General features: G+C 55.6%; 20 protein-coding genes and 1 pseudogene. 8 read left to right on the forward strand and 13 right to left on the reverse strand.

What is annotated here, in order from left to right; genetic code table 11:
* The 3 genes and pseudogenes from KWG64_RS24565 to KWG64_RS25915 form a co-directional block, all read left to right on the forward strand.
* Positions 1–1,944 (forward strand): RHS repeat-associated core domain-containing protein (locus KWG64_RS24565; protein ID WP_218523401.1); only part of this gene is annotated, 1,944 nt, incomplete at its 5' end.
* A 70-nt stretch (positions 1,945–2,014) separates the two neighbouring features.
* A complete protein-coding gene (locus tag KWG64_RS24570; protein WP_218523402.1) occupies positions 2,015–2,686 on the forward strand; it encodes an ankyrin repeat domain-containing protein in 672 nt (223 codons plus the stop codon).
* Between the two features lie 120 nt (positions 2,687–2,806).
* A pseudogene (locus tag KWG64_RS25915) lies at positions 2,807–2,929 on the forward strand (NTF2 fold immunity protein); the annotation flags it as partial.
* Between the two features lie 244 nt (positions 2,930–3,173).
* Here KWG64_RS25915 and KWG64_RS24580 read toward each other — a convergent pair.
* The 3 genes from KWG64_RS24580 to KWG64_RS24590 all read right to left on the reverse strand — a co-directional run bounded on the left by KWG64_RS24580 (position 3,174) and on the right by KWG64_RS24590 (position 5,444).
* A complete protein-coding gene (locus tag KWG64_RS24580) occupies positions 3,174–3,992 on the reverse strand; it encodes a shikimate 5-dehydrogenase (RefSeq protein ID WP_218523403.1) in 819 nt (272 codons plus the stop codon).
* Between the two features lie 65 nt (positions 3,993–4,057).
* The gene (locus KWG64_RS24585; RefSeq protein WP_218523404.1) at positions 4,058–4,594 is read right to left on the reverse strand and encodes an ATP-binding protein; all 537 of its coding nucleotides are present in this window, start codon (positions 4,592–4,594) and stop codon (positions 4,058–4,060) included.
* A gap of 49 nt (positions 4,595–4,643) precedes the next feature.
* A complete protein-coding gene (locus KWG64_RS24590; protein WP_218523405.1) occupies positions 4,644–5,444 on the reverse strand; it encodes an isocitrate lyase/phosphoenolpyruvate mutase family protein in 801 nt (266 codons plus the stop codon).
* A gap of 91 nt (positions 5,445–5,535) precedes the next feature.
* Here KWG64_RS24590 and KWG64_RS24595 point away from each other — a divergent pair, with 91 nt between their 5' ends.
* The 3 genes from KWG64_RS24595 (at position 5,536) to KWG64_RS24605 (ending at position 7,730) form a co-directional block, all read left to right on the forward strand.
* Positions 5,536–6,420 carry a LysR family transcriptional regulator gene (locus KWG64_RS24595; protein ID WP_218523406.1) on the forward strand — a complete coding sequence of 295 codons (885 nt, stop codon included), beginning with the start codon at positions 5,536–5,538 and terminating at the stop codon, positions 6,418–6,420.
* A gap of 69 nt (positions 6,421–6,489) precedes the next feature.
* Positions 6,490–7,143, forward strand: coding sequence for a DNA oxidative demethylase AlkB (gene alkB, locus KWG64_RS24600; protein WP_218523407.1), 654 nt, complete (start codon positions 6,490–6,492; stop codon positions 7,141–7,143).
* Between the two features lie 107 nt (positions 7,144–7,250).
* Positions 7,251–7,730, forward strand: a complete 480-nt coding sequence (locus KWG64_RS24605; RefSeq protein ID WP_195813779.1) for a cold shock domain-containing protein — start codon at positions 7,251–7,253, stop codon at positions 7,728–7,730.
* Positions 7,731–7,787: 57 nt separating this feature from the next.
* Here KWG64_RS24605 and KWG64_RS24610 read toward each other — a convergent pair whose 3' ends face one another.
* The 6 genes from KWG64_RS24610 to KWG64_RS24635 all read right to left on the reverse strand — a co-directional run bounded on the left by KWG64_RS24610 (position 7,788) and on the right by KWG64_RS24635 (position 13,808).
* Positions 7,788–8,756 carry a spore coat protein U domain-containing protein gene (locus KWG64_RS24610; RefSeq protein ID WP_195813780.1) on the reverse strand — a complete coding sequence of 323 codons (969 nt, stop codon included), beginning with the start codon at positions 8,754–8,756 and terminating at the stop codon, positions 7,788–7,790.
* Positions 8,753–11,293 (reverse strand): fimbria/pilus outer membrane usher protein, encoded by a 2,541-nt coding sequence (locus KWG64_RS24615; protein WP_218523408.1) that lies wholly within the window; start codon positions 11,291–11,293, stop codon positions 8,753–8,755. The genes KWG64_RS24610 and KWG64_RS24615 overlap by 4 nt, the downstream gene beginning before the upstream one ends.
* 18 nt (positions 11,294–11,311) lie before the next feature.
* A complete protein-coding gene (locus KWG64_RS24620) occupies positions 11,312–12,124 on the reverse strand; it encodes a molecular chaperone (protein WP_218523409.1) in 813 nt (270 codons plus the stop codon).
* A gap of 18 nt (positions 12,125–12,142) precedes the next feature.
* Positions 12,143–12,673 (reverse strand): spore coat U domain-containing protein, encoded by a 531-nt coding sequence (locus KWG64_RS24625; protein WP_152327685.1) that lies wholly within the window; start codon positions 12,671–12,673, stop codon positions 12,143–12,145.
* 8 nt (positions 12,674–12,681) lie between these two features.
* The gene (locus KWG64_RS24630; protein ID WP_218523410.1) at positions 12,682–13,200 is read right to left on the reverse strand and encodes a spore coat U domain-containing protein; all 519 of its coding nucleotides are present in this window, start codon (positions 13,198–13,200) and stop codon (positions 12,682–12,684) included.
* Positions 13,201–13,262: 62 nt separating this feature from the next.
* Positions 13,263–13,808, reverse strand: coding sequence for a spore coat protein U domain-containing protein (locus tag KWG64_RS24635; protein ID WP_218523411.1), 546 nt, complete (start codon positions 13,806–13,808; stop codon positions 13,263–13,265).
* Between the two features lie 424 nt (positions 13,809–14,232).
* On the opposite strand from KWG64_RS24635, the gene KWG64_RS24640 reads away from it, so the two are divergent.
* Positions 14,233–15,009 carry a YdcF family protein gene (locus tag KWG64_RS24640; protein ID WP_218523412.1) on the forward strand — a complete coding sequence of 259 codons (777 nt, stop codon included), beginning with the start codon at positions 14,233–14,235 and terminating at the stop codon, positions 15,007–15,009.
* Here the strand turns inward: KWG64_RS24640 and KWG64_RS24645 are convergent.
* Positions 14,988–16,523 (reverse strand): MFS transporter, encoded by a 1,536-nt coding sequence (locus tag KWG64_RS24645; protein WP_218523413.1) that lies wholly within the window; start codon positions 16,521–16,523, stop codon positions 14,988–14,990. The genes KWG64_RS24640 and KWG64_RS24645 overlap by 22 nt on opposite strands.
* Before the next feature lie 117 nt (positions 16,524–16,640).
* Between KWG64_RS24645 and KWG64_RS24650 the strand changes: the two genes are divergently transcribed.
* Positions 16,641–17,519, forward strand: coding sequence for a LysR family transcriptional regulator (locus tag KWG64_RS24650; RefSeq protein WP_218523414.1), 879 nt, complete (start codon positions 16,641–16,643; stop codon positions 17,517–17,519).
* 15 nt (positions 17,520–17,534) lie between these two features.
* Here the strand turns inward: KWG64_RS24650 and KWG64_RS24655 are convergent, their stop codons facing one another.
* The 3 genes from KWG64_RS24655 to KWG64_RS24665 are packed head-to-tail and all read right to left on the reverse strand — an operon-like array spanning position 17,535 to position 20,335.
* Entirely contained in the window at positions 17,535–18,665 is a 1,131-nt protein-coding gene (locus KWG64_RS24655) for an aminotransferase class I/II-fold pyridoxal phosphate-dependent enzyme (RefSeq protein WP_218523415.1), read from the reverse strand.
* A gap of 27 nt (positions 18,666–18,692) precedes the next feature.
* The gene (locus KWG64_RS24660) at positions 18,693–19,517 is read right to left on the reverse strand and encodes an amino acid ABC transporter permease (protein WP_152327692.1); all 825 of its coding nucleotides are present in this window, start codon (positions 19,515–19,517) and stop codon (positions 18,693–18,695) included.
* Entirely contained in the window at positions 19,517–20,335 is an 819-nt protein-coding gene (locus KWG64_RS24665) for a transporter substrate-binding domain-containing protein (protein WP_218523416.1), read from the reverse strand. Before KWG64_RS24665 ends, KWG64_RS24660 begins: the two co-directional genes overlap by 1 nt.
* Positions 20,336–20,409 lie beyond the last annotated feature (74 nt).

Genomic DNA, 20,409 nt, shown 5'->3' on the forward strand with positions numbered 1-20,409 from the left:
GAAACCCATCTGGTCACCGTGCGCTTTCAGTACGATGACAACGACAATCTCACCGGCGAGCGGCAGATTATCCGCAACGCGCACGGCGATTTGCTGTGGCAGCACACCGTCCGCCATCAGTTCGACCCGCGCGGTTTTGAGGTTTCCGTCCGCTACGACGGCCTGCCGGAAATCCACTGGCAGACCTACGGCCCCGGCCATTTACTGGGCGTGAAGCTCGGGCACGACGTGGTGCTCGAACTCAGCCGCGACAGGCTGCACCGCGAAACCATCCACCGGTTCAGCCAAAACTGGCAGAGCGAAAACGCCTACTCACTGACCGGTCAGCTCGCCGGCCAGCACACGCCGGACGTCGGTCATCCGAATCTTGCCCGCCGCTATCACTACAACGACGCCGGGCAGATGACGAAGATGACCACCGGCCTTGGCGACCATCACTATGCCTACACACCAGCCGGACGCCTGCAAAGCGTCAGCTCCCCCGACGGCTTTCTCGCCACCCTGACCGACCCCGCCGGCAACCGCAGCGTCACGCACCACGACCTCAGCGTTCCGCCGGAAGATGCGCGGCCGGTCTGGTACCACAACCGCGTGCAGCGCGACGAACGTTACCTTTATGAATACGATAAATTCGGCAACCTGACCGAAAAGCGTCCGTTCCACGCCGGCCGGATGCACACTCCGCACGGCGGCGGAGCGGTTACCCGCATGGCTTACGACCAAGCGCACCGCCTGACGCGCCTGACAACGGAAGAAGACGGCCAGACGCTGACGCGGGCACGTTATATCTACGACCCTCTGGGGCGACGGGTGGGCAAACACGTCAGCCAGATAAACCCGCAATCCGGCGAAGCACAAACGGAGAACACCTGGTTCGGCTGGGACGGTGACCGGCTGGTGCTGACTGAAAACCGCGACACCCAGCTGCACACCATTTATCACCCGGGCAGCTTCGTCCCGCTGCTGCGCGCGGAGCACGCGCGGATGGAAGACAGCCACCGCACGCTGGCGGAAAAGCTCGAGGAAGACGCCGGCAGCCCGTTCCCCGGCGACATCCACCAGCGCTTTAATGATATTGAAAAGGAAATCCGCCGTAACGACGTCAGCGACGCGCACCTGCAGTGGCTGGCCTCCGTGAGCCTGAAGACCGAAAACCTCGCGCCGTGGCTCGAACCCCTGCCGGAAGCCGGTGAACTCAAACTGCACCTGTACCACTGCGACCACCTGGGCACGCCGGTGGCGCTGATTAATCACAAAACCGGCAAGGTGGAATGGGACGCGATTTCAGACGTCTGGGGCAACGCGGTAGATATTTTTAATCCGTACAAATTGCGCCAGCCCATAAGAATGCAGGGTCAGCATTACGACGAAGAATCGGGGCTGCATTATAACCGCCACCGTTATTATGACCCGGCGCCGGGGCGGTATATTACTCAGGATCCGATTGGGTTGAGAGGGGGGTGGAATGTTTATGCGTATGTATTAGATCCAGTTCTTGGAGGGGACCCTCTTGGATTAACCTGGACCTCGTTGGGAAGTCATACCAACCAGGCAGGGTTAAAGACAGCAGCTGCAGGTGCAATGGTAAAACCCACATCACCTCCTGAATCGTTACGCCCCGATGGAAGGCCCTGGGGGGCTGGTTGTGGAGATGCAAGTACTGATAAGTTAGTCCCGGATGGGATGTATGGTGCTGATTTTACGAAAGCTTGCGGGATTCACGATGACTGTTATGGAACTTTGGGTAATAACAAAGCTACATGTGATGTGGAATTAGGAAAAAATATTGTATTAGCATGCAATAAGGCTCTCAAAGGAGTCCCTAATACTGAGGACCTTCTCAACAGCTGCCATGTTGTATCTGGTATTTATCAACTTGCAGTAGAAAAAAAAGGGGGGCCTGCATATGAGGCAGCACAAAAAGAAGCAGCATCCAAAAAATAGTCAAAGGAATCAGGTGATTCCATATATCGCATATTGTTTTTTTATGAAAGTATAATTTAAGAGAAGAGTTATGTCTGCTGAACTGACACTGAAAACGTTATTCTTAGTAGCGTTATTACTTATTGGTTGCGATGATCATGAAAGGAATTTTTATATAAGCCCACTAGCTTCATCCCCAGTGACATTAAATTCTTTAAAAGCAAGGTGGAATTTTTGCGAAACATGTTTGAGTAACAATGAATGTAAGGCTGAGGACGTTAGGCAATGTAAAACGGTAATGATACCGGATATGAAAAATGCATTAGATGCTGCTGTGAGAGGGGCAAATGCTGACGCGGTTTACTTCCTTGTTGATGAGGCTAAAACTGATGTTAATGGGGTTTCAGACAGTTATAATGGAACGCCATTAATGACAGCCGCATATTACGGAACTAAAGAGCATCAGAAAATCGCTGCATTCTTAATATCTCGAGGTGCAAATGTAAATGCAACAAGAAAATCCCCCCCTATAGACACTGCTTTACTTATTGCGATTTGGAAAAATAATACTAAATTTGCAATGTTTTTACTTGAAAATGGTGCTGATCCATCTTTAACCTACGCAGGTGAAAAAGAAGGTAACGCCTGTATGCGCGCACTAATAAAAAATAATATGGAACTAGTTTCAAGAATCCCTGGTTGTTGCTCCTTTATCGCCACAAAAAATGCCCAGTTTTCTAATGGTGTAAATAAATGTCGCTAATATTACCCCATCGATTATTGGCACCGCCAGTAATTGCAATTTCGCACATGGTTATTTTTTATCTAGAAAAATAAATTATCTATTACTAGGTATGGTACTGAGAAGTAAAAGCCTTACAAGGTTCTTGACGAGAAAAGTGATTGGTTAGTAGAAGGTAAGAAACTGGATACACAGGGCGGAAACTTTACCATTGTTCTAATAAAGAAAGATGGGCAGGTTTCCGAACTTATCCATACGAAGTAATCCTATTCAGGATACTATGAGGATATGCGAGTTTATTGTTATAATTATAAAGGCAGGTTTAAGGTTCCGTACAATGGAACCAATAGTGCATCTGAAGAGATAATAAAAGAATTACATAAAAAATATCCCTGTGAATAGAACGCAAAGACGAATATTCTCAACGTAACGCAGTGACTTAAACATATCCCCAGATATCTAATCGAAAAGTCCCCGGTAAAATCCGGGGACTTTCATCAAAAAACCCTCACCCCCGCGCATACTCCGCCGCGGCTTCGATCAGTTCGTCGGACGGGCGTTTGCCGGTGTACAGTACGAACTGTTCGACGGCCTGAAGTGCGGCGACTTCTGCGCCGGTGATGACTTTTTTGCCGTGCTCACGGCCGTAGCGGATAAGCGGCGTTTCGACCGGCAGGGCGACGACGTCGAAAACGATGCTCGCGCGGTCAATGACGTCGGGTGCAAAGGCCAGTGAATCGGCTTCCGGGCCACCGGCCATACCGATTGGTGTGACGTTGACGACCATATCGACGGCTAAATCACCGACGTCGGCTTTCCATTCGTAACCGTATTCTTCTGCCAACGCGCGGCCGTTGGCTTCGTTGCGCGCAATGATATAACCGGTTTTGAACCCGGCATCACGGATGGCGGCGACCACCGCTTTGCCCATTCCACCGCTGCCGCGCAGCGCGAAGACCGCATCGCGCGGGACTTTATGGCTGTCGAGCAGTTTGGCGACGGCAATATAATCGGTGTTATAGGCACGCAGGAAGCCGTCGTCATTGACGATGGTATTCACGGACTGAATGGCGGTTGCGGAAGGATCCAGTTCATCGAGGAACGGAATGCAGGCTTCCTTGAACGGCATGGAAACCGCGCAGCCACGGATACCGAGTGCGCGAACGCCTTTGACGGCGGCTTCAATATCTTTCGTACTGAACGCCTTGTAGACGAAGTTCAGGTCTAACGCCTGATAAAGGTAGTTATGAAAACGGGTACCGAAATTTCCCGGACGACCGGAAAGGGACATGCACAGCTGCGTGTCTTTGTTGATTTCCCGACTCATGATGCTCTCCTGATAGGGTAGGTTTGGCTTTGGTAAACCTTAGCTGAAACGATACAACCCTACAATCAGCGCGTTCCTTCATGAGCGGTTCCCGTTTCCGCGGAGTTTTCGTTATCGTATTGAATAATCGTAAAACCTTCTTCCGCCTGAGGTTCAGCAAAATGTCGGGAGATAAGCTTAAACTGCTCATCGGTCACCGCAAAATCATGCGTGCCGGACTGATTCCGGACGTGCAAACGGGATTTACAGACGTCGGCGGAGACATTCAGAAAATGCAGGCGATGATCCGTGCCCGATTCGTGAATGATGCTCATCATCCACTGGCGGTTCGCGACGGTATTGGCTGGAAAATCCAGCACCACGGAAACTCCGGCGCTGAGCAGCGAAACTACGTGCGGGGCGATGGCGCTGCGCAGTTTTGCCGAGCAGCGGACGTAATCCTCGATTGTGCGCATTTCCTCTTTAAACAGCGCGGATAACCAGCGGTCTTCGCTGACAACCACCGTGACAGGCTGCTTTGCCAGTTCTCGCGCCAGGGTGGATTTCCCGGAGGCAATTTTTCCGCACAAGATATGCAACATTGCCTGATTTTCGGTGTTCATTGTCTGCCTCTCCGGTTTGATGTCTTTGTTTTTCAGCACGTTAAGCCGGTTAAAATAACACGTTGATTTCAGAATAAGGTGCTGCATTTTCCATCATCGGCGTCATCGCATCGTCCTGCAAAAAACCGCTGACCAGCCGCGCGTTATGCGCCCACAAAGTCTGCGGCAGCCAGGAACCAGCGCTGAGGCGGCGCACGCCCGCACGCGCCAGTTCTTCCACCGGCGCAAGCCCCGGCCAGACTGCAACATTGAGCAGCAGCGGCGTGCTCTCGGCGATGTCGCGCATCTCATTCAGGTCGGCTAGTCCGAGCACAAAAAGCCCGTCAGCACCTGCGCGGTGGCAGGCCTGTGCCCGCACCATGACTTCGGCGGCGCGGTGTTCTGCGGACACCAGATGGCGGGCGTAAACGTCGGTACGTACATTAATGTACAGATCCACGCCGCGCCGGATGCACGTGTTGCGGATGGCCTCGACTTTGGCATACAGGAGATCGGGATTACCCGCGCCGTCCTCGATATTAATGCCGGTGACGCCGACGTCGGTAAGCCGCGAAACGTTAACCGCGACCTGAGCCGGGGAGTCGCTGTAACCGCCTTCAATATCCGCAGAAAGCGGAACCGAAATCACCCGGGCGATAGACGCCGCGCGCGCCACATACTCATCCACCGGCAGCGCATTGCCGTCGCGATACCCCAAAGACCAGGCGACGCCCGCGCTGGTGGTGGCAATGGCCGCCGCGCCAAGAAGCTCTGTCTGGCGTGCGCTGCCTGCGTCCCAGGCGTTGGGTAATTTCAGCGGTTTATCCTGCAAATGCAGGGCGTGAAAGGCGGAGAGAGAAGGCGTTTTCATAGAATGTTCCTCGAAAAAGAAACATTCTAATCATGCATAATTTTCTTGATAATAGCCGGAAATAACATTCATTGATTTCCTGAGAGCAATAATGAACGCACCGTCGCTGCACTTAGTGCAAACCTTTGTTGCTGTGGTTGAACACAATAGCTTTGCCCGCGCCGCTGATACGCTGGGGATCACGCCGTCGTCCGTCAGCCGCTTTATCAAAGCGCTGGAACAGCAGCTGGGCACCCAGCTGCTGAACCGGACCACACGGGCGATGTCGCTGACTGAATCCGGGAAACGCTATTTTTCCGAGTGCCATCAGGCGCTGTTGCAGCTGCGAAACGCCGCCGAAACCGTGCGCGATGAACAGAAACTGCCGTATGGCGAACTGGTGGTCAGCGCGCCGGTGGCGTTTGGTCACACGCATATCGTGCCGTATCTGAGTGCGTTTCTGGCGGCGCATCCGCGGGTGCAGCTGGATTTGCGTCTGACCGATGACTACGCTGATCTGGTTGCCGACGGCATCATGCTGGCGTTTCGTATTGGCCGCATGAAGGATTCCTCGCTGATTGCCCACAAAATGCTGGAAAACCGGCGGATCCTGGTGGCCGCACCGGCTTATCTGGCAAAACGCGGTGTGCCGCAGGCGCTGGAAGATCTCAATGGGCATGAATGTATCGTCTCTTCGGCCAGCCAGGACGGCCTGCTGTGGCGGCTGTTTTCGGGTGCAGAAGAACGCACGCTGGCACCGAAAGGATCGGTGAAAGTGGATAACGCGGATGCAGCGCGGCGGCTTTGTACCGACGCACACGGTATCGCTTTTCATTCGGCAGTCACGATGGCGGCGGCGATTGCCGCCGGGGATCTGGTGCAGGTTTTGCCGCAATGGACGGGGCGGGAAACCGGTGTGTATTGCGTGCGGCCTAACCGGCGTATCGGCCCGGCGGCCACGGTATTTCTTGAATTTTTGTCTTCACGCTGGCGTTGAAAATGATGGCCTGATGCTCAAAAGGCGACATCCGTTATACTTAATGCATACGCAAACGCGGAGGCTGACATGAATTTGGATCTTTTTGATCATCCCGATTTCCACCCGCACTGGCGCGAAGATCTTTTCCCCGGCGCGGTGGTGCTGCGTGGCGCTGCGCGGGAAAACGACACGGCGCTGCTGGCGGAGATCGACCGGATCGCCGGGCTGGTGCCTTTTCAGTATCGCGCGACGCCGGGCGGTTATGCGATGTCCGTGGCGATGACCAACTGCGGCGATGTCGGCTGGGTGACGGATAAAGCCGGTTATCGTTATCAGACCACGTCGCCGGAAAGCCATCAGCAATGGCCCGCGATGCCTGAACTGTTTCGCGATATCGCGGTGAAAGCCGCAGAACAGGCCGGATTTCCCGGTTTTAATCCGGACGCCTGCCTGATTAACCGGTATCAGCCGGGCGCCAAAATGAGCCTGCATCAGGATAAAGACGAGCATGACTTCGGGCAGCCGATTGTCTCGATTTCTCTCGGATTACCGGCTGTGTTTCAGTTTGGCGGGCTGGAGCGCAGCGACAAAACGCAGCGCATCACGCTGACGCACGGTGATATCGTGGTGTGGGGCGGCCCGTCGCGGCTGCGTTATCACGGCGTTTTGCCGCTGAAAGCGGGCGAACATCCGCTCACAGGTTCGTACCGGTTTAACCTGACTTTCCGTAAAGCGGTATAACACGGCAGGCCGGGCTGTAAAGCACAGGACTTTATCCTCATTCTGCTTTACACTGCCGCCCTGCAAAATCTGACATGTTGAACGAATAATTACTTAGGCGGTAAGCGATGAACGGCGTAATCACAACCTGGTTTGAAGATAAAGGTTTCGGTTTTATCAAAGATGAAAACGGCGATAACCGTTATTTCCACGTGATTAAAGTCGCAAACCCTGAGCTGATTAAGAAAGATGCGGTGGTCACTTTTGAGCCGACGACCAACAACAAAGGCCTTTCCGCCTTTGCGGTCAAAGTGGAACCGGAAAGCAAATACATTTTTATTGCCGGTGAGCGCATCAAAATCACCAGCATCAAATCCTTCCTGGCTTTCAATGAAGAAGTCCCGGCAGAAACCAAAGTCGATAAAGAAAATGCCGTGCTTTCGGTCGGCCTGCTGATGAACCGTATCCGTCCGCAGGAAGAAGAGAAAAAAGCCGCGACGCGTACCATGAAAAAGCTGCTGATCACCACCTTCCAGAACAGCACCTACGTGTTTACGGAAGATGAAATTGACGTGGATGCCACCGTCAAAACGCTGAAAGCGCTGTAAGTTTTTTAACGTTTCCAAACCGGTGCGCGCCCGCTGCACCGGTTCTGTTTCTTCCTTTTAGTACGTCACTGTCACCGTCACTGTATCGCTGTAAGAACCTGCGGGCTGATTTGCCTGCGTCAGATTCACGGACGCCGTGTACGGGAATGACTGCGAAGTGCCGGTTCCGGTCGCGCTGCTGTTCGTTGCGGCGGTCCAGACCGTGCTGTCACCTTTGAAAATCTGGTATTGCAGATAGCTGGTCACTGAATTGGCTGTAGATGACATCTGCCGGTATGCGCCGGTGCCCGCCACGCTGCTGGTCAGGTTCACGGAATAGGCGGCGTTCAGTGTACAACGCACGCTGATAGTGTTCGCCACGACCGTCGTCAGGCCGGAAGGCAGGGCGGCGCTGCCGAAACCGACGTTGGGCGCGCTGTCGATATAGCAAAAACTGGTGACATTCAGGGTCAGATTCACATTGCCAGAAACACTCCCGGTATCCGCGAGACACAGCAATGTACCCACAGCGATGGAACACATATTCCAGGTCCAGTTAATCGGAACTGTATCGATATAGGTTCCGGCGGCCAGATTGGAAATGGCAACCGGGCGGACGTAGAGCGGCAATGTACTGTTGGGGCCGGAAAATAATCCTAACAGGCCGAGCGCGGTGCTGCTGCTCCAGGTGATGGTATCGCCCTGGTTATAAACGGCACTGCAGCTGGCATCTTTACACAAACTGTACGGCAGATACTGGCCGGTGACGGCGCTGTAAAGGCGTGGCTGTGTTCCGGTCGGATGTGTTGTTGTTCCTATAAGCGCCGTGATGGTGTTGGTGCCGCCCACGTTAAGCAGACCGCCGGTACAGCTTAATCCGCTGCCGCCAGAGGTGATCAGCGGAGTGGAACTGACGGCAAAAGAATTTTGTGTCCCCAATGTGATGGTGGATGCTGCTGTAGTGCAACCAGCCCGGGCCATTGACGATGCCGCAAGCAGCATCACCAGCAACACGCCGTGGCGTATCTGCCGCCAAAAAATTCTCATGATTTATCTCCTGCGCTTGTACCCGCTGTCGTTACCGGACATGCCAGCGGGCCAATCTGCTCAATACTCTGATGTTTAGGATCCAGATCGAAACTGATCCGGCATACCGAATGATCTTCCTGCTGAATATTCAGCACGTTGTGTTCCTGCAAATGGGAGAAGTACACCAGCCCGTCATAGCCGGTTACGGTGGTTTGCTGAGAGTTTTGTTCCGTTACCAGCGTCCCGAGTTTCAGCGGTTGCCCGGCTTTGTCGTGGAGGGTGATATTGGCGGAAAGGACTTTTTCCACGCTAAATTTCACCACTACGCCGCTGCCTTGCTTCACCGCAATCCGGTCGTTGACGTTATTGGCAACCACGTCTGCCGGGAGCGGAAGCGTGTCGATTTCCACTTTGGCGGGATAATACGAGCTGACAGTCGGGATCAGGAGATGTCCGTTGCTGTCTGTTTTGCCCATTTTTTGATTCTCGAACAGCACCGGAACGTCGGCGTAATGGCCGGTATCCACCACGATAAAGGCGTCATTAATTTTGTCCGACAGGAACCAGTCGTTCGCCATAAACACCACGGAACCGCTCAGATCTGCCCAGTTGGTGTAATCGCCCTGATTACCGTAAAAGCCGCCCTGAACCGTGGCGTAATGGGATTTCCAGGTGGCATCGGCCTGCTGATACGGATTGTTACCGCCGCTGTAAGCCAGATTCCAGCCCAGACCCCCGTCGGTCGGCGTCGCTTTACTGGCGCCAATTTGCTCCTGATAATTTCCTGAACTGTCACGCTGCACGCCTGCATTCATATTGATATTGGTGCCGATCGGGATAATGAACTGGAGCTGTGCGCTGTAGCCGTTATCGCCCAGTGTTTTGTTGAGCGATAAAAACATGCTGCTCTGGCCCCACAGCGAGCGGCTGTAAGAGAAGTTCACCAGCCGGGTATGGGAATTGTCATAGGCTTCGACGTCGTAATACCCGATGCCCATGGTGCCGTTCGACGAGCCAAAGGGCGATGTGCTAAACGTCACCTGATCCGCCTGACGGCTTAACCGCGTGTTACTGGTGTAAGACGTAATATCCTGATAACCCACCGTGCGTTTTGAGCGCAGTGCGGACAGGCTGAAAATATTGGAATAGTAGGAATAGCCGAGGGTGTACTGGCTGCCGTCTTTTTTGTCAGTCGCGCTCACGCCCAGCGGATTACTGATTTCTCCGCTGGAATTGGGAATACCCGGGTTCGCGCCGTTAGGGTAAGTACTCTGGTTATCAGGAATATTACTGCCATCCACCGGCGGCCGGTCGGCTTTACTCATGCTGCCCGAGAGACTCAGCGTTCCCCAGGTGCCGACCGCGACATCGCCCCCTAAACCACCGAGCGTTAATCCCTGCGCGATTTCGGTATGGCCCGAAAGCGTCAGGTAATTGCTCAGGCCGTAACGATAGATACCGCTGAAGGCCGCATCGGAATAATCACCGTTGGACAGGCCATAATTCTGGCGAACCGCGCCGAGCGAGAAATCAAAGTCGCTGAGGTTTTTGCGCAGCAAGGTGTTGGAAACATAAAACGGTACGCTGGTCGAAACTTGTCGCCCGACAGCATCCGTCGTCACGATCGTGGCTTCACCGGCGCCGTTGATATACGGCACGTTGGTCAGGGTAAACGGGCCGGAATTCAGGTTATTACTGCTGGCTTTGAAGCCATTGAGGAACAAATCCACGGTGGTCGGTACGGCGGCTGTCCCGCTGTATTGCAGCAGCGGATACGTCACCAGATCCGGACGAACCGCAAAATTACGGCTGATGCGGATACCGCCCATGCGCGCAGAGTTGCTCCATGTCAGGGAGTCGCTGACGAAATCCCCGACCTGATAACTGATGAGATCTTTTTCGTCGGTAAAACGCCAGAAAGTGTCGTAACGCAGATAGCCATCCTGCGAAGTCTGTGCGCCGTTGGAGGGCATGCTGTCAATGTTGTAGCGGTAAGTTCCGGTGTTGGTGACAATCCCCAGGCTGCTGAAAAAACGCTGTTCCATCCAGGTGGCGACTGACCGTGCGCCGCCGGGGGGATCGGTGTAATACGCATCGTAGTTAAACAGCAGACCGTTACTGCTTTTCGATGGTGTGTAGTTCATCAGCGGATCGCCGCTGACGTTCTGATTTGGCAGCCACGCATCCGGCACCTGTAAAATCAGCTGCTGTGTTCCCGAGTCATAACGGGCTTTCACGTCAGGCAGCTCGCCAACGTTAATCAGCCCCGTCTGACCATTAATGTGAACGTGATTTTTCGCCAGCACTCCGGCTTCGACAAAGTACGCATTATTGCGATAGGTAACAGGCACCACCTGATTATCCGTCTGGCCGTTCACCACGACAGACAGATAAAACATGGCATCCGTCACCACCGGCGCCGCACGCGGGGCGTCCGGCAGCGATGAATATTCCTGCGCCTGCACGGCAAACGTGGACAGACATAACAGGCACAGGCTTCCCCGGAAATACAACTTAGGCTGATAACCCGATCGGGGAAGAGGTCTGATTGGCATCCGTTGCGGCTCCTGCTGTTACTGGCCGCGGGAAATGACAATCGGTTTGGTATTATCGGCAATCTGCGCATTAAGCTGCTCGCCGGGCGTGACGCCCGCAGGCAACGGCCAGCGCATCTGTTGCCCCGGTAACACGTAGCCCATAAAGCCGCCGACCATGGTCTTCACGCCCTGCTTCTGATTGCCGTTTGCTGACCAGAACACGTTGCTCAGACGCGCATGGACGATGCCGGTATTGCGCACCTGCAAATAGGTTTTACCGCCGTCAGAAATCGTGCGCCACGACAGCACCGGGCGCGACGCCGTGGACGGATCGCGTTTCATATCCGGGCGATCGTTAGTCCACAAACTGCCGCCATCCATAAACAGCGGCAGCAGATAACGCATCTGCAATTGCAGCCCGACCACTGCTTTATCTTTCCCCTGACCGGCGTTATTCAGCGGGGATGGGATCTCATCAATAATGATGCGGTAGGCCTGTTCGGTATTCGCCGGCACCGGCGTGTTGCGGATCAGTCTGATCAGCTGGCGCTGACCCGGTGGTACCGTAGCAAAAGGCGGGCTGGCGACTACATTGGTTTGATCCGCGTATCGCTCGTTAAAATTCTCCTGTTTCCAGGCCAGCACGCGCACTTGTAAAGACACCGGTTCCGCGCCACGGTTCTCCAGCCACAGGGCGGATCCGTTCTGATCGGCTTCAATAATCTGATAGACCGGCCAGACAAGCACGGAACTGGCGGCCTGCACGGCAGGCGCTAACAGCAGGGCACAGGCCAGCGCGATGGTTGAAATAATGCGGGAAAAAGTCGTGCGTAAAAACAGTGTATTCATATTCCATATCCTGATGATTCAATAAGTTAACGTTACGGTGACGGTATCGGTATAAGTCCCGGCGGAAGGCAGGGTGGTCACAGCGTATAAACGTGCATAAACCGGGTAGGTTTGTGTGGTTGCAGGAAAACTGGCCACGGATTTAACCAGTGCGCCGTTGCCCCAGACCTGACTGCGGGCGGCATCCTGAAAAAGCTGATAGCCCAGTTGCTCTGTGCTGGTGGTGTTTTGCAGAAAGCGGCGCGTCGCGCTGCCGCCATGAGTGCCGTAATCCATGGCGATACTGACGGAGGTTCCCGGCGTACAGGTCACTACCACTGATCCGGCACCGGCAACGCTGGTGGTGTCGACGTTGGCGGGGATGGATGACATGGAGCCGAAGTTGATGGTGCCGAGGTTGGTGGTAGGGCTGGAAAACGAGCTGCCAAAAGCGCAGCCATTGGTGAGGGTGGCGGTGACGGTAAATGCTGCCGTGGCGGTTGCGGCCCGCGCCGCGCTGCAAAACATCAGCGGCAGGAGAATCAGCGGGGCGAGCAGACGGCCAGGCATGGCAGCCTCTACCAGGACACGGTGACGTTCACCGTGTCCTGATAAACACCGGCGGCCGGTGTGGTTTGAGCCGGAACGCGGCCATAAACTGTCGCCCACTGATCGGCACCGTTGCCGGTATTGCTCACGCCGGTGATGTTATCCCAGACTGTCGTGCGCGCCGCCGTGGTATAGAGATTATACTGCAGGGACACCGCGCTGTTGGTGGTGTTGACCATTCTGCGAGCCGTCACCACACCGCTGCTGCCGCCATCCATAACAATTTTGTAGGCCAGCCCGTTCACGCATTTCACGCGAATTGAGCCCGCCAGCTGAGCGCTGGTGGCATTAATCGCGCTGGTCAGCGAAGCATAATTGCCAAAATTCAGCGTACCAAAACTGGTACTTCCGGACGTCGTGGTTCCCGCCTCGCAGGCGGGCAACAACGTGGCGCTGACGCCGATTGTTGCCGCCTGGCTTAAGGGAATGCTGAACGGCATCGACACCAGCAGGATAGCTGGCAGGAGCAGCAGTACCTTGATGTCCATGGTTTTCCTTCCTTGAATCAAAAATCCTTCAGGGGCGAAACCGGCCCTGAAGGAATAAAGCTTTACCAGGAAAGAGTGGCAACAACGGTATCGTTATAAGTTCCTGCGGCTGGCGTTGTGCTGGTCTGGTCAGCAGGCAGCACACGGCCATAAATCGGGATATTTTGCGCCGTCGTCCCAGTGGTCAGGGTGATTGGCGTATTGATCGCGATTTCAGTGGTACGTGCGGTATCGGAGTAGAGACGGTAAGGAATGCTGGTTCCGCTTGAGGTCATCGTGCGCAACCCGCCTGTCGCCGCAAGGCCGCCATTGAGTGACAGCGTTGGCGTCAGGCCGGTGCTACAGGTGATGGTGACCGCGCCGGTGCCATTGGCACCAAACACGGTGCCGTTGATCACGCTGGTCAGATCGGCATAGTTACCAAAGTTTAAGGTACCCCACTGGTTGGTGCCGCCGGTGGCGGTGCCGTTACCGACGGTACACCCGGTGCTGATGGTCAGCTGAACACCCACTTGCCCTGTTAAGGTTCCGGCTGCCTGTGCGCCTGCGGCTAACGTCAGTGTTGCCGCGGCCAGAATAGCCAGTAATAAAGAATTTTTTTCGCCCATGATGACTCCCAATAACTGCTTACACTGGTGTGTATTCATGCAACGGCGTTGCATGTGGAAATCCTCTGGTGGTCAGTAATTTAACGCTAAAAACTGCAAGAAAACCGGACAAGAAACAGCGTGCAGGCCGGGATTTGTATTTTTCAGTCACTGCTGAAAGAGTCCCTGACCTTAACCTCATGATGAAAAACGCCGTTATGGTTAAATATAAGTTAATAAATTTACCTTAAGGGGATATTTTCGGCATTTTTGATAATAAGGATAAAAATTCTATAAATGTGAAATTGATAGTTTTTTATCCCAATATTATGTTTTTTACAGGTCTGTGCGATGCGTGGCGGCAGTAAAAAGATGAAGTTTATTAACCATTCTTTGTGTGTTGTTAACGGGTTATGATGCTGTATTCCCCCGAATGGAGACTGTGATGTTTTCTGATCCCGTTATTGCTGATATGAACTGTCTGGCGCGTTTTTTATCTTTTGACCAAACCGCCGGAAAGGGGCCGTCAGGTACTTCACCGCTGCTCATCCTGCTGGGCAACGCGATTTTACCGACCGCAGAAGCGGCGTTTCAGGCGCTGGCGCAGGAGCGCGTGACACGCCTGCTGATTGCCGGCGGCATCGGGCATTCGACCCGTTTGCTGTATGACGCGGTGCAGCAACATCCGGTTTACCGGAATGTCGCCACCGAAGGTCGCAGTGAGGCTGAGGTGTTGTACGACATCGGCTTACAGCATTTCGGGCTTTCCCCGGAAAATATCCTGCTGGAAACGGCATCGACCAACTGTGGCGATAACGCAATACATGCGCGGCGCGTGCTCGATGGATCCGGGGACCGGAATACGGACATTATTCTGACGCAGGATCCGCTGATGCAGCTGCGCACCGACGCCAGTTTCCGCCACGTCTGGCGCGATCGTCCGGATGTCCGCTTCACCAGCTGGCCGGTGCTGGTGCCGCAGCTGGTGCGCGAAGGTGAAAGCGTGAGATTTGCCGGAACTGCACAGGCCGGTTTATGGACGTTGCCGCGCTTTATCTCCCTGCTGCTGGGCGAAATCCCGCGCCTGCGTAATGCGCCGGGAGGCTACGGCCCGCGCGGGGCGGGCTTTATTGCCGAAGTTGAAATACCGGCAGAGATTGAAGACATTTATGCGCGGCTGCGCCCGGTTCTTGAAGCCGGTTACGGCGACAGATCCTTCTGACAGACGGCGGCGGTTTCTGCTGTCTCCTGATGATTTCCGCGCAGCGCCAGTAAAACCACCAGCGCGGAAAACAGCGTAATACCCGTCAGACACAGCAACAGCGGGTGCAGCGAGGCGGCATAAAGCGCCTGAAGCTGCGCCGTGCTGGCCTGCGGAATGAGCTGCTGCGCGACCGCCAGATTGCCGGTCGCCAGCCGCTGCGCCGCCTGACTGATTTCCCCGCCGGTAAATTGTGCCGCCAGTGCGTTATGGGTGAGCGCTGAGAGAATGGCGCCGACAATCGCCAGCGAAATCCCTTCACCGGCCACCCGCGTGGTGCTGAAGATTCCGGTCGCCATGCCTGCCCGCTCTTTGGGTACAACGCTGACCGAAAGCCCGTCCATCAAACCCCAGGGTAAACCCGTACCAACGCCAATAATCAGCATCGGCGCGATCATGCCGGACAGATCCTGCGCCAGCACCGCGCGGCTCAGCCAGCCCAGACCGGCCGCAGCAATCACCAGCCCGGCGGTACACAACACGCCCGCCGGTATCCAGCGCGTCAGCCACGCGGCCAGCAGCGGCACGACCAGCATCGGCACCGACAGCGCCATCATCATCAGCCCGGCGCGCTCCTCGCTCAGCCCGGTCACGCCGATAAACAGCATCGGCAGCACCACCAGCAGCACCACAAAACAGAAACCGGTCGCCAGCGGCAGCGCCTGCACGCCGATAAAACGCACGTAGCGGAACAGCGATAAATCCAGCATCGGGTTTTTTACACGAAGCTCAACCGCCACGAAAATCGCCAGTAACACCGCCGTACCCGCCAGCATCGCCAGCACCTGCGGGCTGTTCAGGCCGGACTGCGGAATCTCCATCAGCGCCCAGGTCAGCAAAGCGAGCATGGCGGTAAACGACACCGTACCCGGCCAGTCGATACCGGCGGCCTGCGGATTTCGCGTTTCGCGCATTTTCGACGTGCCGCTGAGCAGCGAAATCAGCGCGATGGCAGCGGCGGAGAAAAAGACCGAACGCCAGCCGAAATGCGCGATAAGCAATCCGGCCAGAAACGGCCCGAACGCCAGCCCGACGCCAAAACTGCTGCCCATCAGGCTGAACGCGCGGGTTCGCGCTGCGCCGTCAAATTCCTGCGCCAGAGCCGCCGCACCGCCCGCCAGCGCACCGGCGGCGGCAATCCCCTGCGCGCCGCGCAGTAAATCAGTCCACAGCAAACTGCTGCTGAAGGCCTGTAACAGCGAAAGCAGGGCGAACAGCGATACGCCGCTGATAAACACTTTTTTGCGGCCGATTTCATCCGCCAGTGCACCGGCGGCCATCAGAAAACAGCCAAACGTCAGCATGAAAGAATTGGTTATCCAGCTGAGCGCCTGTGCGCTGCCGCCGAGTTCGCGGGCGATGGCGGGTGTGGCGACCGCGCCGCTGACGAAATTGAGCGGCAGGATCACCGCCGCCAGACAAACGGTGAACAGAACCCGCAGGCTGCCGGTGTTATGCGTGGATGAGGTATTCATTGGTTTCCCCAACGGAAAGAGTCGTGACATGGATGATAAAATGTCAGTAATCTTGCGGAAACAGGCTGCGGGTCCGATGATTAAGGACTAAAACGCTCGAATGGCGGGAAGGGTAAAGTGGAAAATCTGAATGGTTTGCTGGCGTTTGTCCGCGCGGCGCAAAGCCAGGGTTTTGCGGCGGCGGCTGAGCGCATGGGCATTTCGGCGTCGGCGGTGGGGAAAAGCGTGGCGCGTCTGGAGGAAAAGCTCAACGTTCGGCTGTTTAACCGCAGCACGCGACGCATCAGCCTGACCGATGAAGGGCAGCTTTTTTTCGAACGCTGCCAGAATATCGTCACGCAACTGGAAGAAGCTGAGCAGGAGCTGGTGCGGATTTCCGCCGTGCCGCGCGGTAAATTGCGCATCACCGCGCCGGCCATCGGTTATCGCATGCTGTTGCCACATTTACCGGAGTTTCGCGCACGTTTTCCTGACGTTGAGCTGGATCTGGATTTCAGCGACCGCATGGTGGACGTCATCGATGAGGGGTTTGATATCGCCATCCGCAGCGGCGAGCTGAACAGTTCGCAGATGATGTCGCGCCGTCTCGGGCCGTTCCGCTTTGCCATCGTCGGCAGCCCCGGTTATTTCGCGCAACACCCGGCTCCGCTGACGCCGGGCGATTTACGTCATCACGCCTGCCTGCGTTACCGGTTTCCGGGCAACGGACAATGGCAGGAGTGGGAACTGAGCGAAACGCCGGAGGATCTGCCGCTGGCGCTGAGCAGTAATAATCTCGAATCGATACTTCAGGCAGCGGTGCAGGGGCTCGGAATGGCGTATGTGCCGGAGTTTATTGTGCGCAATTATCTGGCCTCCGGCGAGCTGATTTCGGTGCTGGACAGCTTTCAGAACGAGGGCGGCAAATTCTCGGTAGTCTGGCCGAGCAGCCGCCATATGTTGCCCAAGGTGCGGGTGTTCATTGATTTTCTGACCGAAAAACAGGTACTGGGATAAGCATTTTTCAGCAAGTTACCGCTTGTCCAGACATTTGCCCATTTCCGCCAGCGCCTGTTCCAGATTTTCGCGGCCAAATCCAATGCGCAGAAAATCTTCCGAAACCGGCGTCAGCTCAGAGGCGTAAGTCACGGACGGAATGACCATCACCCCGGTTTCTTCCACCAGTGTGGTGGCGAATGCTTCTGCGCCTTCCGTCCCCAGATAACGCGGAAACGCCAGCACACCGGCCTTTGGCACGGAAAGCCGGAACAGGTGCGGATAGCGCGCCAGGAACTCTGTCAGCGCGGCGAGCTGGCTGCGCGAACGCGCCATGACTCGCTCCAGGATCGGCGCGCGGGCGTTGAGCGCAATCGTCGTCAGGAACTCGCCGGGCATGGAATTGCAGATCGACAGATACTGCTTCATGCGTTCGAGTTTCAGCATCCACGCGTCATCCTGACACGCCACCCAGCCGATACGCAGGCCGGGCAATCCGTAGGCTTTTGACGTCACATTCAGCGAGATCCCGCGTTCGTAAATATCGGCCAAATGCGGCAGACGATCCGCCGGATCAAACTCTGTCTGCCGGTACACTTCATCGGAGAAAATCCAGATCCCGCGTGCGCGGCACATTTCCACCAGATCCGTGAGTTGCTGACGCGAAATCAGCGCACCGGTCGGGTTATGCGGGAAGTTTATCGCCAGCACTTTGGTGTTTTCACGCAGCGCAGCCCGCACTTTTTCCACGTCCAGCGCCCAGTCGTTGTTTTCATCGAGCGCCACGCCGGTGACGGAACAGCGCGACAGCGGCACGCTTTCCAGCGACTGATAATTGGGCGTGATCACGACCGCGTGATCGCCTGGTTCGAGCAGCATCTGAAAACTGGCATAAATCGCTTCGTCGGCACCGGCAAAACTGATGACCTGCTGCGGCGTAATGTGCCGGTACGTGGACGCGATGGCCTCGAGAAGTTCAGGCGTTCCGCGCAGCGGCGGGTAATCCAGCACGGTTTGCATGAAGGGCGCGCGGTGCTCTTTTCCCGCCAGTTCAAACAGCGTATCGATGCTCATCGATTCCGGGTAAGACGACGACAGCGGAAAACGGACGGCGTGTTCCAGCCGCGAGAGGTAGCTGATTAAACGAAAATCTTCTGGAAAGGACATGGCGTACCCGTTAATAAAATTTAGACATCAGCGGCGCTGGCCCTGCGCAAAACGGCGCTCAAGACGGCTTTGCAGCAGCTCTAAGACAATCGACATAATCCAGTATATCGCAGCCGCCGTCGCCAGCATTTCCATATAACGATAGGTGCTTCGCCCGTAGGATTGCGCGAGAAAATTCAGCTCCCACAACCCCATCAGCGAGACCAGCGACGAATCTTTCAGCATGGAGATAAACATCGACCCGGCGGGCGGAATAATAATGCGCAGCGCCTGCGGTGCGGTAACGTGAACCGCCACCGTCCAGCGCGAAACACCGAGCGCCAGTGCGGCTTCCTGCTGGCCGCGCGGCACGGAAAGCACGCCGCTGCGGATGGTTTCCGCCAGATACGCGCCATAGTTCATCGACAGCGCGATAATGCCGGAGCTGAGCGCGCCGAGCACAATCCCGACCTGCGGCAGCGCCAGATAAATAATTAATACCTGAACCAGCAGCGGCGTGCCGCGAAACAGCGAGGCGTAAAACGTGGCGCAGCCAAACGCCAGCGCGTTTTTGGACATCCGCCCGAGCGCGGTGATCAGGCCAATCAGCAGGCAGAAAAACATCGAACAGGCGGTGATCATAATGGTCAGCGCCGCGCCCTGAATAAAGCCGTCCGGCGACAGACGCAGGCCGAGCAGGAACGGCAATTTCTGGCTGATCAGGCTCCAGTCCAGCCCCATTTTGCTGAAAGTGCCGAGCAGCAGGCTGAGCAGAATCAGCCATGTCAGCCCGGTTTTAAATTTAAACGCGTGCGCGTGGTGCCAGCGTTCCGGTGTTTCCACCTTCGGCTGGCTGTCCGGGATTTGTGGCATCACGGTACCTCGTGCGTAATATCTTCACCCAGCCAGTGCTGGGAAATTTTGGCCAGCGTGCCGTCGTCGCGCAGCGATTTAATCGTGTCTGCGACTTTCTTATCCCATTCGGCGTCACCTTTGTCCGTCGCCACCCAGTTCGGTTCGGCGTACAGCTCGGTGACAATTTTAAACACCGGCGCACGCTTGATGCGGGCATTGGCGGTGGCTAAATCAGACACCACGCCGTCCAGACGCACACCCGGCCCTAACGCCAGATTCTGGAACGCGACTTCTTCGTCACTCGGGATGACCTGCACGTTATCGAACGGGAAGTTCAGCGGTTTTGCGCCCGGGATCACCAGCGCTTTTTGCAGGTACGTTTCATAGGTTGAACCGATACCGACACCGATTTTCTTATTGCTCAGATCCGCAGCGGATTTGATGCGGTCATCTTTCTTATTCACCACCAAAACCGCCGGAGAGTTGTAGTACGGCGCCGGGAAATCCAGCACTTTGGCGCGCTCGGTGTTTGGCGTCATCGAGCAGATACAGGTATCCCAGCGCCCCTGCCATTTACCGCCGACAATGGTTTCCCAACCCGGCGCAATAATTTCCAGTTTCACGCCCATACGCTGCGCCACGGCTTTGGCGACATCCACGTCAAAGCCCGCCAGCTGATTATTGTCATCAATAAAACCGAAAGGCGGATAGTCATTGACGATGGCATTGCGCAAAACGCCGGTTTTGGTCACGCGATCCAGCGTCGTCCCGGCAAAAGAGGTGGCAGAAAACAGCATGGAGGCCAGCAGGGTCAGGGCAACGAACGAAGTGCGCATAAGCAAAGTTTCCTTAAACGTAACCGAATTGGGAGAATATTGTGAAAACCTACACTAAGTTTTAGACGTATAGA

Origin of the sequence: Rahnella sp. PD12R, from assembly GCF_019200965.1 — a bacterium.
Lineage (GTDB): Bacteria > Pseudomonadota > Gammaproteobacteria > Enterobacterales > Enterobacteriaceae > Rahnella > Rahnella laticis.

Coding starts and splice junctions, on each gene's coding strand:
- KWG64_RS24640 (WP_218523412.1), top strand. CDS start 14,233: ATGTTTTCTGATCCCGTTATTGCTGATATGAACTGTCTGGCGCGTTTT.
- KWG64_RS24660 (WP_152327692.1), bottom strand. CDS start 19,517: ATGCCACAAATCCCGGACAGCCAGCCGAAGGTGGAAACACCGGAACGC.
- KWG64_RS24570 (WP_218523402.1), top strand. CDS start 2,015: ATGTCTGCTGAACTGACACTGAAAACGTTATTCTTAGTAGCGTTATTA.
- KWG64_RS24610 (WP_195813780.1), bottom strand. CDS start 8,756: ATGAGAATTTTTTGGCGGCAGATACGCCACGGCGTGTTGCTGGTGATG.
- KWG64_RS24595 (WP_218523406.1), top strand. CDS start 5,536: ATGAACGCACCGTCGCTGCACTTAGTGCAAACCTTTGTTGCTGTGGTT.
- KWG64_RS24630 (WP_218523410.1), bottom strand. CDS start 13,200: ATGGACATCAAGGTACTGCTGCTCCTGCCAGCTATCCTGCTGGTGTCG.
- KWG64_RS24645 (WP_218523413.1), bottom strand. CDS start 16,523: ATGAATACCTCATCCACGCATAACACCGGCAGCCTGCGGGTTCTGTTC.
- KWG64_RS24615 (WP_218523408.1), bottom strand. CDS start 11,293: ATGCCAATCAGACCTCTTCCCCGATCGGGTTATCAGCCTAAGTTGTAT.
- KWG64_RS24655 (WP_218523415.1), bottom strand. CDS start 18,665: ATGTCCTTTCCAGAAGATTTTCGTTTAATCAGCTACCTCTCGCGGCTG.
- KWG64_RS24590 (WP_218523405.1), bottom strand. CDS start 5,444: ATGAAAACGCCTTCTCTCTCCGCCTTTCACGCCCTGCATTTGCAGGAT.
- KWG64_RS24620 (WP_218523409.1), bottom strand. CDS start 12,124: ATGAATACACTGTTTTTACGCACGACTTTTTCCCGCATTATTTCAACC.
- KWG64_RS24665 (WP_218523416.1), bottom strand. CDS start 20,335: ATGCGCACTTCGTTCGTTGCCCTGACCCTGCTGGCCTCCATGCTGTTT.
- KWG64_RS24605 (WP_195813779.1), top strand. CDS start 7,251: ATGAACGGCGTAATCACAACCTGGTTTGAAGATAAAGGTTTCGGTTTT.
- KWG64_RS24625 (WP_152327685.1), bottom strand. CDS start 12,673: ATGCCTGGCCGTCTGCTCGCCCCGCTGATTCTCCTGCCGCTGATGTTT.
- KWG64_RS24585 (WP_218523404.1), bottom strand. CDS start 4,594: ATGAACACCGAAAATCAGGCAATGTTGCATATCTTGTGCGGAAAAATT.
- KWG64_RS24580 (WP_218523403.1), bottom strand. CDS start 3,992: ATGAGTCGGGAAATCAACAAAGACACGCAGCTGTGCATGTCCCTTTCC.
- KWG64_RS24635 (WP_218523411.1), bottom strand. CDS start 13,808: ATGGGCGAAAAAAATTCTTTATTACTGGCTATTCTGGCCGCGGCAACA.
- alkB (WP_218523407.1), top strand. CDS start 6,490: ATGAATTTGGATCTTTTTGATCATCCCGATTTCCACCCGCACTGGCGC.